We start from the raw sequence: 15,073 nt of genomic DNA on the forward strand, positions 1-15,073 counted from the left end.
TTTCATTGCTCCAATAAGGAGAAACACAATGAAAAAAATATTACTACTTTCACTCACCACCCTCTTGCTGCATGTCGCCCCTTTTAGTTCCGCATCGGAAACATGTGGAGAACACCTTGTAAAAGGCATGCCTTCTAACAACAGCGATCAGGTGCTGTGCCGTACAGGGTATGCGGTCGGCTACAATTATCAAACTAAGAATGCGGATTGGGTGGCGTATCATGTCACGAAAGAAAGCGTTAATGCGCAATTCAAGCGCAGCAATAACTTCAAGGTTGATGCTGAGCTACCTGAGTATGCGCAATCCACATTAAGTGACTACTCCAAATCAGGATACGATCGCGGCCATCTTGCACCATCCGCAGCGATGGATTTCAGTCAAGAATCGATGCAAGAGAGTTTCTTGTTAAGCAACATGTCTCCGCAGCTCCCAGGCTTTAACCGTGTCGGGTGGCGATTGTTAGAGGAGCACGTAAGAGACCTCGCTAACGAGTATCACGAGTTATATGTGGTGACGGGTCCTATTTATGAGGGTAACGAAGCGTCTATTGGAGATGGCGTTGTCATTCCTAGTGCGTTTTACAAAGTTGTTTTGGACCCATATTACAACGATGCCATCGCGTTTATCGTACCTCACCGAGACGTATCAGGCAGTGAACTTGTCGACTTTGTCACTACCATTGATGACGTAGAAGAACGCACCAACTTAGACTTCTTCTCTAATACCAATGATGACATTGAAAACTCAATGGAAGCGATGCTATGGGAAATGTGGCCAACACCAGAGTAGGCACAAATTATGGTCATCAGTAGTTAAACCGATGGTCGATAAATAAAAAATGCTCCTACTTAGGAGCATTTTTTTCAACATAGCTATCGAATTCGATTAGTGCGGAGAGATATTTGAAAGTGACTGAATATGTACCGTGATCTCTTCGCGATCGTGGTACAAGTGCTTCGCCTGCATCTTGAACTTCACTTTATTCTCGATTAGGAACTGCTTCAGGTTCTCAATATCTTGTAGAACCTCGTCGTAGCGACCTTTCATTGGCAGCTTCAGGTTGAACAGTGCTTCTTTCGCCCAACCTTTAATGATCCACTCACCCATCAGGTGAGCAACGCGCGCTGGCTTTTCAACCATGTCACAGATGATCCAAGTAACGTTCTTACGGTCTGGTTCAAATTTAAAGCCATCCACCATGTGGTGCTTGATTTGTCCCGTTTCCATTAGGCTATCCGCCATCATGCCATTATCAACACAGTGAACGAACATCGAACGCTTCACCAATTGGTAAGTCCAACCGCCAGGACATGCTCCCAAATCTACGCCCCACATACCCGGAGCAAGACGCTCATCCCACTCTTCACGTGGAATGAATACATGGAACGCTTCCTCAAGCTTTAGCGTCGAACGGCTTGGCGCATCGGCTGGGAACTTAAGGCGTGGAATACCCATGAAGAACTGGGAATTGTTGTTCGGGTACGAGTAACCCACAAAGCAGTGACCCGGTGCGATGAAGCACAGATGAAGTACTGGTTTCTTCGGGTTGTCTTTTGCCGTCATCAGGCCTTTACCACGCATCGCTTGACGCATCGGCACGGTAAACTTACGACAGAACTTCAGTAGCTCTTTCGCTTCATTGGTGTCTGGCGTTTCTATACGAATGTCGCCGCAACGTGGGAAACCGTCTTTGTCTGCCAGCTCATCAAGGATTGGAGAGATGCGATCATCTTTTGGCAGATCTTTAATTTCTGCTGCAACCGCGATCATTTGACGAGCAAAGATCAGCGATTGGAAATCAATTTCTTTGATCAAACGATCCGCTTCGCCATCTTGATAACACTCAAACAATACAAAGCCAGTATTGTTTTTTAAGCGAGGAAAACCAAACACTTCCAGTTGTGTTGCTTTGTCTTGAATTTCGCCAGCACATTCTTTTTCAAAACCAGAGCGACAATAAAGTAGTACGTGTTTCACTGAGTTACCTCTTTTATATTCAAAGCAGCGAAGGAGAAGACTCCCCAACCAATGATAAATAGTAGTCCACCTAACGGTGTTATTGGACCAAACCATTTAATTCCTGTCAGTGCCAGCGCATAGAGGCTGCCACTAAAACAAAGGATGCCGATGATAAAGCAAATTGCCGCAATGAAAAAATATTTTTGTGATTTAGCACCAAGTTTCAGCTGCAGCATGATGGCACATGCCACGATCGCAAAGGTATGGATGAACTGATACAAGACACCGGTTTCGAACACCCCCAATAGATAAGGTGCTAGTTGAGCCTTAAGTCCGTGCGCTGCAAATGCCCCAAGCATCACCGCGATGGCACCAGATGCGCCCGCAAAGGTAAGCAATCCCTTACTTCTCATCGATAGCTCCTTTAATGAACTTAGCCAGTTTCTCGACCGCTAGTGCAATGTTCTGCTGCTCGGTGTGTCCTGAGCTCTTACGCGGCTTAAAGCTGTGGTCACCATCCGGGATAAACTCGACAGAGACCGAATCGGAGAGATCAAACGCAGGGAACTCTTCCCACTTGCCAAAAGTATCACGCTCTCCCTGTAGAATAAGACAAGGCTTGCTAAGCTCGGCTAAGTGCTCACCTTTATACTTGTCGGGTTTACCCGGTGGGTGGAAAGGAAAGCCTAAACAAGCCACACCGACAACTTTCTCATGTTCGGATAGGTGACTCGCCATGCGTCCGCCCATTGATTTACCGCCGATGACCAATCTTTGGGCATCAACCTGTTCAATTACCTCTTGGTAGGCTTCTAATAACTTAGGCGCACGATCCGGCGGTCGACGCTTACCATCTTCAGCGCGTTTGATCATATATGGGAAGTTAAATCGAATCACTCGAATGCCCTTAAACGCAAGTCCCTTGGCAACTGACTGCATGAACTCATGGTCCATACCTGCACCCGCACCGTGAGCAAACACAAAGTTGTACTGGCTATGCTCTTCACCATCAATAAGCCAATTATTCATCGAGCAATTCCTCTTGCTCACTCTGCGCTTTAGCAAGCATCCAATCACGGAAAGTGGCAATACGCCCCATATCCGCTTGTTTGTCATGACACACTACATAGAAGGCATTTTTGCTGATTAGGACCTCATCAAACGGTGCAATCAGACGCCCAGCTTCAATTTCAGGCTGCGCTAATACGTTGTTACCTAAAGCAATGCCTTGGCCGTGAGCCGCCGCTTGCAGCACCATGGTCGAGTGACTGAAGATAGGACCATGGTTGACGTTAACACCATCGATACCATTCTGTTTTGCGAACTGTTTCCAGTCTTTACGAGAGGTATCATGTAATAGCGTATGGCATGCTAAATCTTTTAGAGATTCTAATGGCTTTGTCCCCAGTAACACTGAAGGTGAACACAGTGGAATCAAATATTCTTGATACAGCTTGTCTGCTCTCAGCCCTGGCCAATTGCCTCGCCCATAATAAATCGCGACATCCACATCATCAGTCAGTGAGCCCTCATCCATATCGACGGCTTTGATTCGAACATCAATATCAGGCTCTTGTTGATTAAAGTCAGCTAAGCGAGGCACCAGCCACTGAATGGCGAAGCTTGGCGGCAGGCTGATCGTTAATGCCCCCTTCTCACTGCGCTCTAGCACCTTGTCGGTCGCCTCAGCAAGCGATGTAAAGATATCCTTAATGTCTAAGAAATAGCTCTGCCCCTCTTCGGTAAGCAGCAAAGAGCGATTCCTGCGGCGAAAGAGTTTCAGGGATAGGAACTCTTCCAACGATTTTATTTGGTGACTCACCGCAGCTTGAGTAACGAACAACTCTTCTGCAGCGCGCGTAAAACTCAAGTGTCTAGCCGCAGCTTCAAACACTCGTAAGGAGTTTAGTGGGGGTAATCGACGAGACATAGTTACTCTCTAAAATGACATTAGTTTTTTTTATCTGAAACATTATAATTTGTCCATTGCTTAGCGGCTAGAGAAATTCTATATTTCGTTCCGCAGTCACTAGCCTGAACGGCTTGATTCTCTCTGAATCAATTGGCTTAGTCACTGCGATGTTGTGTTTGCAAACTCGTACTTTTCGAGTTGGGTAGAGTTCTACCAAATGTTTTGTTTTAGTTATCCCCTAAAACGAGGCATCTACTTCCTGTATTTATTTTGACCTGTCTGTCAAATTTCTTTACACCGCCTTTATGGCGGTGTTTTTTTATCTGCCCCCAAATAACAACAAGTTTATCAATAGCTCACCTTATTCAAAGTCTTGGAATCAACCTCACTTAACTAGAATTTTACAAATTTAATTTGAACGACCGTTCAGGTTGAATTATAGTCAATGCACAAGCACGGATGTGCCGACCATAAATAATGAACTAGGAGTTCACTGATGATTAAGTTCTACTTCCACCGCACCCCAAACCCAATGAAAGTTGCGCTCTATCTTGCAGAAACAGGTCTAGCCTACGAATTGGTTCCTGTTGATACGCTTAAAGGTGAACAGCACACTCCGGAGTTTCGTCTAGTCAATCCCAATGGCAAGACGCCAGCGATTGAGGATGACGGCACCCGTATTTTTGACTCCAATGCGATCCTCCTTTATCTGTCAGAAAAGACAGGGCTGTTTGCTGGCCAACCACAAACCCGTGGAGAGCTACTCTCTTGGTTGATGTTTATCGCCTCTGGATTGGGACCTTTCTCTGGTCAATCGGTTCATTTCAATAAAGCAGCACCTGAAGATCTGCCTTATGCCAAAAACCGTTACCGTCGTGAAGCACAGCGACACTATGAGGTGCTCGACAACCATCTTGCCGACAAAACTTACATGGTGGGTGAAGAGTACACTATCGTCGATATGGCGGCGTGGGGCTGGATAGACAAAGCGCCATTCGTGCTGGGTGAAGATGCACTTAATGACTATCCAAACCTAAAGCGCTGGTTTGAACTGGTCAATGCTCGCCCAGCCGTAGCAAAAGCACGTGAGATCGAGAGTGGTATCGATTTTAAAGCGACGATTGATGAAGAGGCAGCGAGAGCACTATTCCCGCAGAACTACCCTAAGGCTTAATACTCAGAACTTAGAGGCAGAGCTTTCTCAAGCCAATAAAAAAGCCGCTGTATAAAGCGGCTTTTAAGGCATGCGTAGTTAGTGACCTATGGGCGGTACACTTTTACGTTAGCGAAACCCTGCTCTTGCAAGTAAAGTGCTTGCAGACGGCTCATCACGCCACGATCACAGTACAGTAGGTACTCTTTGCTCTGGTCAAGATCACCAAACTGCGTTGCTAGCTTGTAGAAAGGCAGATGCTTAACGTCAACGCCATCGATCTCTAGTGGGTTTTCGTCTTCCTCATCTGGGCTACGAATATCCAGCACGATTGCGTGTTCAGCAACAGCTTGAACCTGTTCAACTTCTGGTGCTTGCTCTTGGCTCTCTTTCTCGATGTCACGAATGTCCATCACGCGAGCGTTCTCGATCACTTGCTCCAGAACGTCAAAGTTAAACTTCGCTTCTTCCGCTTCTAGTTTACCCTTCTTCGCTTTCACTGTTGGCTTTTTAGAGATAACACCACAGTATTCAGGCATTACTTTCGCGAAGTCTTCAGTACCGATGTTACGCGCTAGGTCGATGATGTCTTCTTTATCCCAGTTGATCAGTGGGCGAAGGATCAGCGTATCCGTAACGTTATCGATATGACGCAGGTTAGTCAGCGTTTGGCTTGAAACCTGACCTAGTGCTTCACCAGTAACCAGTGCTTCGATCTTGAACTTCTCTGCCACCATGCCACCAGCACGCATGAACATACGCTTAAGAACAACGCCCATTTGGCCGTCTTCAACGTTTTCAAGGATCTCAGCAACCACTGGTTCGAAGTCGATAGAGATGAATTTCACTTTTGCTGAAGAACCAAACTTGTTCCACAGGTAGTGAGCCACTTGCTTAACACCAATTTCGTGCGCAGGACCACCTAGGTTAAAGAAACAGTAATGTACTTTAGAGCCACGCTTGATGTGTAGGTAACTTGAAACACCTGAGTCAAAGCCACCAGAAATTAGGCTTAATACGTCTTCTTGCGTACCTAGAGGGAAACCGCCTAGGCCCTTATGACGAGCGATAATCTGGTTAAGCTTATCGTTAGCAATTTCAACTTTTACCGTTACTTCTGGATCTTTCAGCTTAACGCGCGCTGATTCCACCGCTTGGTTAAGACCGCCACCAACGTAACGCTCTAGCTCAATAGAAGTAAACTCGTGCTTACCACGACGCTTTGCGCGAACAGAGAAGCTCTTACCTTCAATGTCGCCACGGCTACGCTCTAACACTTGCTCGAAGATGTCGTGCAGGTCTTTGAATTCAGACTGTTGAACTTCAAGAGAGTGATGAATACCTGGTGTTTGTGTCAGGATCTCAAGTACTTCTGGGTAGTACTTATCACTTTCAGAGGTTACTTCGATATGGTCACGACGGTTGAATACCGCAACGCTTTCACAGCGACGCTGGATTACGTTACGAATGTTGCACTCTAGAATCCTTGTGAAGCGCTTACGCACCGATTCACTTTTTACAAAAATTTCCGGATGGGGCTTAACAATAAATTTCATAGTACTTTCACAACATTAAACAAGTTTAAGGGGCTCGGCGCTAAGTAAAAACAGAGATTTCACCGAGCACTTGAAGCAAGAATAGATCATATCTAAATCTAAGGGCGCGAATTATACATGAGAAAGTCATACAAGGAAAAGAATGCTTGCCCTAACCCTATCATCGACAGGGAATAAGCACTCCACCCGTAGAGTCTGTACTGCCAAACGCAGCAAAAGGTTTAGTTTTTCCCACAAAAAAGCCCGAGTCGCGATAACTCGGGCTTTAGGTTTGGGCTTTAATATTGAAGTGTACCTATTCTGTCACGACCGGAACTTCATCACTGTAGAGAGGTTCACCCTGCATGATGCTGATCTCAACACGGCGGTTGAGGCTTCTTTGCCAATCGGTATCATTCGGCTCTAGAGGCTCAGTATCTGCCATTCCTCGTACCCGTAGCCTTTGATGAGAGAAACCTCTTACCTTCTCCATCTCTTGAGCAACCGACACCGCACGCTGAGAAGAGAGATCCCAATTTGAACGGTAAAGCTCAGAATCAAGGCGTTGGTTATCAGTATGTCCCGAGATACGAACAATACCCGGTACATCTTTCACCAACTCAGCTACCTGTCTGACCAATGGACGGAATTTAGGCTGTAAGAACGCTGACCCTTCTGGGAACGCACCTTTCTCACGAATTCGAATCACGATCTGCTGACCCAAGTTCTCGACCTCAATCGCTCCTTGGTCAATTTCACGCTCCAAGGCTTTCTTGATGCTCTCCATCAAGGTTTCCATCTCTTGAGACTGCGCTTCAGCTTGCTGCTGTTGCTTATCTGACTCAGAGTTCTGGTTGTTGTGGGTCGAAGTCTCTGGTGATTGACCACCAGTGAGTTTACCTTGATCGCGCTTAGTACCGCCCGCTCTGTCAGACTCACCCTCGTGAAACTCTAGCGTTTGCTGAGTAATATCGATGGTTTGCTGCATGATCACATCAATCGGTGTCGGCTCTGGGCGTCCAGGACGAAACTCTTGAGCAATAATACTGGTACCTTTTGGAATATCTTTTACTTCTAATCGGTTTTGTACACCAAAGGCGAACTTCATCGAGCCTGCGATCTGCTTAAACTTCAGTACGTCCATCTCAGAGAAAGAGAGCAGCAGTACGAAGAAACACATCAATAGCGACATCAAGTCAGCAAAGGTACCCATCCATAAAGGTAAGCCGGGGGGCGGACATTTACAGGGAGTTTCTTCTTCCATTACCGAGCTCCTTAATCAGCTTCGCCATCTAGAAGACGTTTACCCTCATTGAGGTAGTTCTTCAGGTAGCCATCGATAACACGTGGGTTCTGACCATCTTGAATCGCCAATACACCATCCATGACTAGACGGCGGTTTAACGTTTCTTGTTCGCGGCGCAGTGCCAGTTTGTCAGCAATTGGGAAGAACACCATGTTAGAAAGAATCGCACCGTATAGTGTGGTTAAGAGTGCTACCGCCATCGCAGGACCGATCGCTTTTGGATCATCCATGTTCGAAAGCATCGCAACCAGACCAACCAGCGTACCAATCATACCCATCGCCGGGGCAACATCACCAAAGGCGCTGAACACCTTACCGCCCTGCTCATGACGCTCATCGGTCAAAGCAATATCTTTTTGCAGTGCCGCTCTTACTACGTCGGCATCGTGGCCATCAACCAGTAAGTCGATGCCTTTCTGCATAAAGCTGTTATTAATTTCCATCTCTTCCAGTGCAAGAAAACCACCTTTACGTGCCGCATCTGCCATCTCAACCACTTTCGCGATCAGATCTTCTGGTTCATCGGCTTTAAACATAAAGGCTTTGCCTGCAATCTTTGCAGCACCAAAGAACTGGCCCATTGTGAACTTCATCAAGACCACAAAGGTTGAACCACCAACCACGATCAAGATCGAAGTCGTGTCATAGAACATCCCAAGGCTTCCGCCCAAGATCATCGCCATGATCACGAAGGCAAATCCACCAATTAAACCTATTAGGGTTGCTAAATCCACTGAGCACTCCTCATGCTTTTTCTTGTTCTACCTCGAGAATAATCTTCTTATCGGCAAGACTATAAGATCTTTTAGAAAATTCTTGGCCTAAGTATCACACTTTTGAGTCGTAATGACATTAAGACTTATGAATAACTGCGCACGGCAAGTAAGCCCATCGTAAATAGGTCTTCTCCAACTCGACACTTATTGAGTCATACAGATATGGCTGCCAAGCGCCCGATAAAACAAACTTTCTAGCAAATTTTATTGGTTACATTTGACCATCTCTACGCCCTAGGGTAACGTTCGTTCATCTTTCCAAACGCAGAACTATTATGGCTACTAAGAAACCGGAAAATATGAGCTTTGAAGCAGCAATTGAAGAGCTTGATGGCTTGGTTGATCAACTTGAAAATGGTGATCTAGCTTTAGATGATGCGCTGAAGAAATTCGAGCGTGGAATTGCACTAGCTCGTGCAGGTCAAAGCAAACTTAACGACGCAGAACAGCGCGTGAGTATTCTTCTTCAAAACGACGAAGATGCAGAGCTAAGTGACTTCAACCCACAACCAGAATAAATAATAGTATGAGATCCCCTATGATTGAGACTTTAACGTCTTATCAAGCACGTAATAACGAGCAGTTAAACCAATGGCTTGACCGCCTTCCACATCAAAACCAAAACCTCATCAAGGCTATGCGTTATGGCTTACTGCTAGGTGGAAAACGCGCACGTCCATTTCTTGTCTACATCACAGGGGAAATGCTTGGCTGTAGCGCTGAAGAGCTCGACACGCCAGCTTCAGCGATTGAATGTATCCACGCTTACTCACTCATTCATGATGATCTTCCTGCCATGGACGATGATGAACTGCGTCGTGGTCATCAGACATGCCACATCAAATACGATGAAGCTACAGCAATTTTAACCGGCGACGCTCTACAAACGCTGGCCTTTACTATACTTGCGGAAGGCACATTAAGTGCTGCCGGAGAGAGTAACCGCGTACGTATGATTCAACGCCTAGCTGAAGCCTCTGGTGCTCAAGGTATGTGTATCGGTCAAGCGCTTGATATCGAAGCGGAAAATCGAGCAGTAACGCTTGAAGAACTGGAAGAGATTCACCGTAACAAAACAGGCGCTCTTATGAAGAGTGCAATCCGTTTGGGCGCATTGGCAGCGGGTGAGAAAGCCTTCGAGGTTCTGCCGCAACTTGATAAATTTGCCGATGCGATTGGATTAGCGTTTCAGGTTCAAGACGACATTCTAGATATCATTAGTGATACAGAGACGCTTGGTAAACCACAAGGTTCTGATGAAGAACTGAACAAAAGCACCTACCCTTCTTTGTTAGGATTGGACGGCGCTCAAGAAAAAGCTCAAACTCTATTGAACGAAGCGCTTCAAGCTTTAGACGCAATCCCATACAATACCCAGTTACTCGAAGAGTTCGCCCGATATGTCATCGAGCGCAAGAACTAAGACTATAAGCGCGCATTACCTATGACTCTTGATATTTCAAAGTACCCAACTCTTGCTTTGGCTGACAAGCCAGAGGATTTGCGTCTTTTACCGAAAGAGACGCTTCCACAGCTCTGTGACGAGCTACGTACCTACCTCTTGAACTCAGTGAGCCAGTCAAGCGGACACTTGGCTTCAGGCCTAGGTACGGTGGAACTAACGGTTGCTTTACACTATGTATACAACACACCTTTCGATCAGTTAGTTTGGGATGTGGGCCATCAGGCTTACCCACATAAGATTCTAACTGGCCGACGTGATCGCCTATCAACTATCCGCCAGAAAGACGGCTTACACCCTTTCCCATGGCGTGAAGAGAGCGAATACGACACGCTTTCAGTCGGTCACTCATCGACATCTATCAGTGCCGCACTTGGTATGGCAATCAGTGCTAAAAAAGAAGGCAAAGATCGTAAAGTCGTTAGCGTGATTGGTGATGGTGCGATTACCGCAGGTATGGCATTTGAAGCGATGAACCACGCAGGTGACGTACACAACGATATGCTGGTTATCCTTAACGATAACGAAATGTCGATCTCTGAAAACGTGGGCGCATTGAACAACCACTTAGCTCAGGTTCTTTCTGGCAATCTTTACACGTCAATTCGTGAAGGTGGCAAGAAAGTGCTATCTGGCGTTCCGCCGATTAAAGAGCTGGTGCGTCGTACTGAAGAACATCTCAAGGGCATGGTTATTCCAGGTACCATGTTTGAAGAGCTTGGCTTTAACTATATTGGTCCAATTGATGGCCATGATGTCAACGAGCTGATTAAAACGCTTAAGAACATGAGAGACCTAAAAGGCCCTCAGTTCTTGCACATCATGACCAAGAAAGGCAAAGGTTACGAACCAGCAGAGAAAGATCCAATCGGCTACCACGGCGTACCTAAATTTGATCCTGCGCACTCTAGCCTACCAAAGAGCACCAGTGCTAAGCCGACCTTCTCTAAGATCTTCGGTGACTTCCTGTGTGATATGGCCGCGCAAGATCCTAAGCTGATGGCGATTACACCTGCGATGCGTGAAGGCTCTGGTATGGTTCGTTTCTCGAAAGAGTACCCAGAACAGTACTTCGATGTAGCTATCGCTGAACAGCACGCTGTGACGCTAGCAACAGGTATGGCGATTGCGGGTAACAACCCGATTGTAGCGATTTACTCAACCTTCCTGCAGCGTGGCTACGACCAACTGATCCACGATGTCGCTATCATGGATTTGCCGGTCATGTTTGCCATTGACCGTGCAGGTCTTGTTGGTGCCGATGGTCAGACACACCAAGGTGCGTTCGACTTAAGCTTTATGCGTTGTATTCCAAACATGGTGATCATGGCACCAAGCGATGAGAACGAATGTCGCCAAATGCTTTACACCGGCCACAAACATAATGGTCCAAGTGCCGTTCGCTACCCACGTGGTAATGGTATGGGCACAGAAATCCAAAATGAATTCACTGCACTTGAGATTGGTAAAGGCCGCATCATTCGCGAAAGCTCAAAAGCAAAAGATGGCGCTAAGGTTGCTATCCTAAGCTTTGGTACTTTCCTAGAAAATGCGCTTCAAGCTGCTGACGGTATCGATGCAACCGTTGCTGACATGCGCTTTGTGAAGCCGCTTGATGAGACGCTAATCAAGCAACTGGCTGCTGACCACGACGTCCTGGTGACCATTGAAGAGAATGCGATTGCAGGCGGTGCTGGTGCAGGTGTAGTTGAATTCTTGATGCAAGAGAAACTGCCAATGCCAGTATTGAACCTTGGCTTACCAGACAAGTTCATTGCTCAAGGTACACAAGGTGAACTGCATGAAGAGCTTGGCCTAGATGCGAAAGGCATCGAAAAAGCAATCAACGACTACCTTGCTAAATAAGAAAGCATTGCTCTAGATACTAAAAAGGTTGACCGTATGGTCAACCTTTTTTATTACCAGTAATCTACAGCCAACGATAAGCTTACTTAAGCACTGGCGCGTCGTAGTTCTCTGGTTCATCGGTGTAGATGCACACATTAAACTTTTCAACTAAGCCTGTCTCTTCTACACACTGCTCTTGGAAGAACGCTTGGATCTCACGGCGTTGGCAGTGCGCTTCAAACGCTTCATTGTCCGCCCAGATCTCATTAAATGCGATTGGGTAACTCTCACCTTCAGCGAATGGGCTTGGTAAGTGACGAGTCACTGTGTATTGAATGCAACCATCTTCACGCATTGTGTTTGGCTCAAGCGCTTTTAATACTTCAAATAGCTCGTTCAGTTTGCCCTCTTTTGGCTGAAACTGAGCAATACAATAAACCTTCTTAGACATTGTTATTCCTTGTTTTCTATTGTGTTACTAACCAACTAAGACGCTCCAACCCAATACAAGCATGTTAGAGCACTATGAACTGTTTATGCTAGCCAACCCGCGAAGTGGCCCACAGCGTAAAGCGCAATACCAGCCATTACGCCCGCGACGATATCATCAATCATGATGCCTAAGCCGCCATGAATGCGTTTGTCTAGCCAACCGATCGGCCACGGCTTCACCATGTCAAAAAAGCGAAACAGCACAAAGCCTGTCAGTAGCCACTTCCATTCATCGGTTGGGATCTGTAATAAAGGCACTAGGCCCATGGTGATCCAAAAGCCTGCAAACTCATCCCAGACAATTGAGCCATGATCGTGCACGCCCATATCGTCAGACGTCACCTGACAGATTTTCACACCGATGATACAGCTAAGGATCACCGCAACTACATACATTGGAAACGGCAATTGAACCAACAACAGGTAGAGTGGAATCGAGGCTAATGTGCCCATGGTGCCCGGCACGACGGGTGAGAGTCCGCTACCAAATCCAGTAGCGAGTAAATGCCAAGGGTTCTTTAGCGAAATGAGAGAAAGAGGGTTTGTCATCCGTTTACCTTAAAGTGATCGTATCCACTTAAGTCCCAACTTAGTGGTTGACCGTTGTTATGTAATTCGAAGAATTCTACAGGTCTTATCTGACCAATGCAGGTGACTTTTGTTCCAGTGTGTGACAAAGCACTTTCTAGTGAGCCTTTATTTTCTTCTGGTACAGTAAAGCACAGCTCATACTCTTCACCACTCGTCAGTGCATAGTGTTGTGCAGCCGCAATATCAGGCGTGAACTGACGTAACTCTTGAGAGATAGGCAATGCACTCACATCAATGCTTGCGCCAACTTCAGAACGCTTAAGGATATGTTTAAGGTCAGCAATGACACCATCTGAGATATCAATGGCGGATGAAGCAAGGTTCACGAGTGCCTGACCAGCTAGTACGCGAGGAGCGCTGATGTAGTGTCTTTCTTCAAGTTCCTTAGCATAAGGTTTCGCTTGATTCTCTTCTGGGTTTAACAACACCTCTAGGCCAGCCTTGCTATCGCCTAGATTACCGGTCACGTAAATCCAATCCCCGACTTTCGCACCGTCTCTGCGTAGCGCTTTACCTTCCGGCACAAAGCCTTGTACCGTCAGTGTCAGGCTCAGTGGCCCCTTCGTCGTATCACCACCGATGAGTTGGATACCAAAGTAATCTGCAAGTTTGAAAAAAGAGTCACAGAATGGCGCTAGCCACGCTTCATCGACCTCTGGCATGGTCAACGCAAAAGAGACCCACGCCGGTGTTGCCCCCATAGCAGCAAGGTCACTGATGTTTGATGCTAGTGCCTTATGCGCCACCCAAGCTGGATTAGCTTCAGCTAGAAAATGAGTACCTGCGACTAGGGTGTCGGTGCTAATAGCGATCTCTACATTGCTTGGTGGCTTGACTAGAGCACAGTCATCACCGGCAGCGAGGTGTACATCCTTACGCTGAGGTTGTCGGTTTACGAAGTATTTATCAATCAGGTTGAACTCACCAGACATGTGATTACCTTTCTTTTACCGTCATCAGTTACAAAAAAGGCCAGCATATTTGCTGACCTTTCGATTCTATGTCGAACGTATTACTTCTTACGTACGTGCGGTGCTGCTTTATCAAGTACACCGTTAACAAACTTGTGGCTGTCTTCTGCTGCAAATACTTTTGCAAGTTCGATAGCTTCGTTGATAACCACTTTGTATGGTACATCTTCGCGACGAGTCATCTCGTACATAGCTAAACGTAGAAGAGCAAGCTCCATTAAGTCCAGATCTTGCATAGGGCGAGATACGAATGGACGAAGTTTGCTGTCTAGTTCCATGTGGCTTAGAGCAACACCAGTTAGCAGGTCGCGGAAGTATGCAACGTCTGTCTCTGGCATAGCAAGCGCAGGCTCAGCTGCGTGATGCTCTTCTTCATCATACTTACCACCAGATAAGAACTGTTCTTCAACTGTGGCAATATTTTCTTTAGTAATTTGCCAAGAATAAATTGCTTGTAGAGCAAATTGACGTGCATTACGACGTGCGGCTGGTTTCACACTGGCCCCCATTAGGAATCGATTTCAGAAAGAACGTTGATCATCTCAAGTGCGCTTAGTGCAGCTTCTGCACCTTTATTACCAGCCTTGGTTCCTGCGCGTTCAATAGCTTGATCGATCGTATCAACAGTTAGCACACCGAATGCTACTGGAAGAGAGTATTCCAGAGACACTTGCGCCAAACCTTTATTACATTCACTACAAACATAGTCAAAATGAGGCGTACCGCCACGAATTACTGTACCTAGAGATACAATTGCATCGAACTTACCTGTTTTAGCAACGCGTTGCGCTACAAGTGGAAGTTCAACTGCACCTGGACAACGAACAACAGTGATGTTGTCTTCGCTAACTTGTCCGTGACGTTTTAAAGTATCGATTGCACCAGAAAGTAAACTTTCGTTAATAAAACTGTTGAAACGAGCAATAACGATAGCAATTTTTGCATTTGGCGCTGGGAAGCCACCCTCGATCACTTTCATAAGCCTTCCTTTAACTATTTTCATCAAGTGAGAATCGCCGGATTCTAGCACAAAACTGTGAGCAATATCTAATGCTAATTTTATTGAA

The 15,073-nt window shown here is 46.3% G+C and carries 17 protein-coding genes; 5 read left to right on the top strand and 12 right to left on the bottom strand.

Annotated elements, in window-relative coordinates; translation table 11 throughout:
* Positions 1–28: 28 nt before the first annotated feature.
* A complete protein-coding gene (locus OCV50_RS10975; protein ID WP_261903054.1) occupies positions 29–790 on the top strand; it encodes a DNA/RNA non-specific endonuclease in 762 nt (253 codons plus the stop codon).
* A 96-nt stretch (positions 791–886) separates the two neighbouring features.
* Here OCV50_RS10975 and rlmM read toward each other — a convergent pair whose 3' ends face one another.
* The 4 genes from rlmM to OCV50_RS10995 are packed head-to-tail and all read right to left on the bottom strand — an operon-like array spanning position 887 to position 3,890.
* A complete protein-coding gene (rlmM, locus tag OCV50_RS10980; protein WP_239841075.1) occupies positions 887–1,978 on the bottom strand; it encodes a 23S rRNA (cytidine(2498)-2'-O)-methyltransferase RlmM in 1,092 nt (363 codons plus the stop codon).
* Positions 1,975–2,373 carry a DUF423 domain-containing protein gene (locus tag OCV50_RS10985; protein WP_261903055.1) on the bottom strand — a complete coding sequence of 133 codons (399 nt, stop codon included), beginning with the start codon at positions 2,371–2,373 and terminating at the stop codon, positions 1,975–1,977. The genes rlmM and OCV50_RS10985 overlap by 4 nt, the downstream gene beginning before the upstream one ends.
* Positions 2,363–2,989 (bottom strand): alpha/beta fold hydrolase, encoded by a 627-nt coding sequence (locus OCV50_RS10990; protein ID WP_261903056.1) that lies wholly within the window; start codon positions 2,987–2,989, stop codon positions 2,363–2,365. Before OCV50_RS10990 ends, OCV50_RS10985 begins: the two co-directional genes overlap by 11 nt.
* The gene (locus OCV50_RS10995; protein WP_239841078.1) at positions 2,982–3,890 is read right to left on the bottom strand and encodes a transcriptional regulator GcvA; all 909 of its coding nucleotides are present in this window, start codon (positions 3,888–3,890) and stop codon (positions 2,982–2,984) included. The genes OCV50_RS10990 and OCV50_RS10995 overlap by 8 nt, the downstream gene beginning before the upstream one ends.
* A 478-nt stretch (positions 3,891–4,368) precedes the next feature.
* On the opposite strand from OCV50_RS10995, the gene OCV50_RS11000 reads away from it, so the two are divergent.
* Positions 4,369–5,046: a glutathione S-transferase family protein gene (locus OCV50_RS11000; protein ID WP_261903057.1), complete on the top strand. Its 678-nt coding sequence runs from the start codon at positions 4,369–4,371 to the stop codon at positions 5,044–5,046.
* Between the two features lie 86 nt (positions 5,047–5,132).
* On the opposite strand, the gene thiI is transcribed toward OCV50_RS11000, so the two are convergent.
* From thiI to pomA, 3 genes are all read right to left on the bottom strand, one after another.
* Complete coding sequence (gene thiI, locus OCV50_RS11005) at positions 5,133–6,581, bottom strand: tRNA uracil 4-sulfurtransferase ThiI (RefSeq protein WP_239841080.1); 1,449 nt, start codon at positions 6,579–6,581, stop codon at positions 5,133–5,135.
* 295 nt (positions 6,582–6,876) lie between these two features.
* Complete coding sequence (locus OCV50_RS11010; protein WP_239841081.1) at positions 6,877–7,824, bottom strand: flagellar motor protein MotB; 948 nt, start codon at positions 7,822–7,824, stop codon at positions 6,877–6,879.
* Between the two features lie 11 nt (positions 7,825–7,835).
* Positions 7,836–8,600 (bottom strand): flagellar motor protein PomA, encoded by a 765-nt coding sequence (gene pomA, locus OCV50_RS11015; RefSeq protein WP_032551647.1) that lies wholly within the window; start codon positions 8,598–8,600, stop codon positions 7,836–7,838.
* A 317-nt stretch (positions 8,601–8,917) separates the two neighbouring features.
* On the opposite strand from pomA, the gene xseB reads away from it, so the two are divergent.
* The 3 genes from xseB to dxs are packed head-to-tail and all read left to right on the top strand — an operon-like array spanning position 8,918 to position 11,970.
* On the top strand, positions 8,918–9,160 hold the full coding sequence (xseB, locus tag OCV50_RS11020) for an exodeoxyribonuclease VII small subunit (protein WP_032551645.1): 243 nt from the start codon (positions 8,918–8,920) through the stop codon (positions 9,158–9,160).
* A gap of 20 nt (positions 9,161–9,180) precedes the next feature.
* Positions 9,181–10,065, top strand: coding sequence for a (2E,6E)-farnesyl diphosphate synthase (gene ispA / locus OCV50_RS11025; RefSeq protein WP_261903058.1), 885 nt, complete (start codon positions 9,181–9,183; stop codon positions 10,063–10,065).
* Between the two features lie 21 nt (positions 10,066–10,086).
* The gene (gene dxs, locus OCV50_RS11030; protein WP_261903059.1) at positions 10,087–11,970 is read left to right on the top strand and encodes a 1-deoxy-D-xylulose-5-phosphate synthase; all 1,884 of its coding nucleotides are present in this window, start codon (positions 10,087–10,089) and stop codon (positions 11,968–11,970) included.
* Positions 11,971–12,052: 82 nt separating this feature from the next.
* Here the strand turns inward: dxs and OCV50_RS11035 are convergent, their stop codons facing one another.
* The 5 genes from OCV50_RS11035 to ribH form a co-directional block, all read right to left on the bottom strand.
* A complete protein-coding gene (locus OCV50_RS11035) occupies positions 12,053–12,403 on the bottom strand; it encodes a putative quinol monooxygenase (protein WP_261903060.1) in 351 nt (116 codons plus the stop codon).
* Between the two features lie 83 nt (positions 12,404–12,486).
* The gene (pgpA, locus tag OCV50_RS11040; protein WP_239841085.1) at positions 12,487–12,993 is read right to left on the bottom strand and encodes a phosphatidylglycerophosphatase A; all 507 of its coding nucleotides are present in this window, start codon (positions 12,991–12,993) and stop codon (positions 12,487–12,489) included.
* On the bottom strand, positions 12,990–13,967 hold the full coding sequence (gene thiL / locus OCV50_RS11045) for a thiamine-phosphate kinase (RefSeq protein ID WP_261903061.1): 978 nt from the start codon (positions 13,965–13,967) through the stop codon (positions 12,990–12,992). Before thiL ends, pgpA begins: the two co-directional genes overlap by 4 nt.
* Before the next feature lie 80 nt (positions 13,968–14,047).
* A complete protein-coding gene (gene nusB, locus OCV50_RS11050) occupies positions 14,048–14,515 on the bottom strand; it encodes a transcription antitermination factor NusB (RefSeq protein ID WP_004734399.1) in 468 nt (155 codons plus the stop codon).
* A complete protein-coding gene (gene ribH, locus OCV50_RS11055; RefSeq protein ID WP_004741508.1) occupies positions 14,515–14,985 on the bottom strand; it encodes a 6,7-dimethyl-8-ribityllumazine synthase in 471 nt (156 codons plus the stop codon). Before ribH ends, nusB begins: the two co-directional genes overlap by 1 nt.
* Positions 14,986–15,073: the final 88 nt, after the last annotated feature.

Source organism: Vibrio fortis, assembly GCF_024347475.1.
Lineage (GTDB): Bacteria > Pseudomonadota > Gammaproteobacteria > Enterobacterales > Vibrionaceae > Vibrio > Vibrio fortis.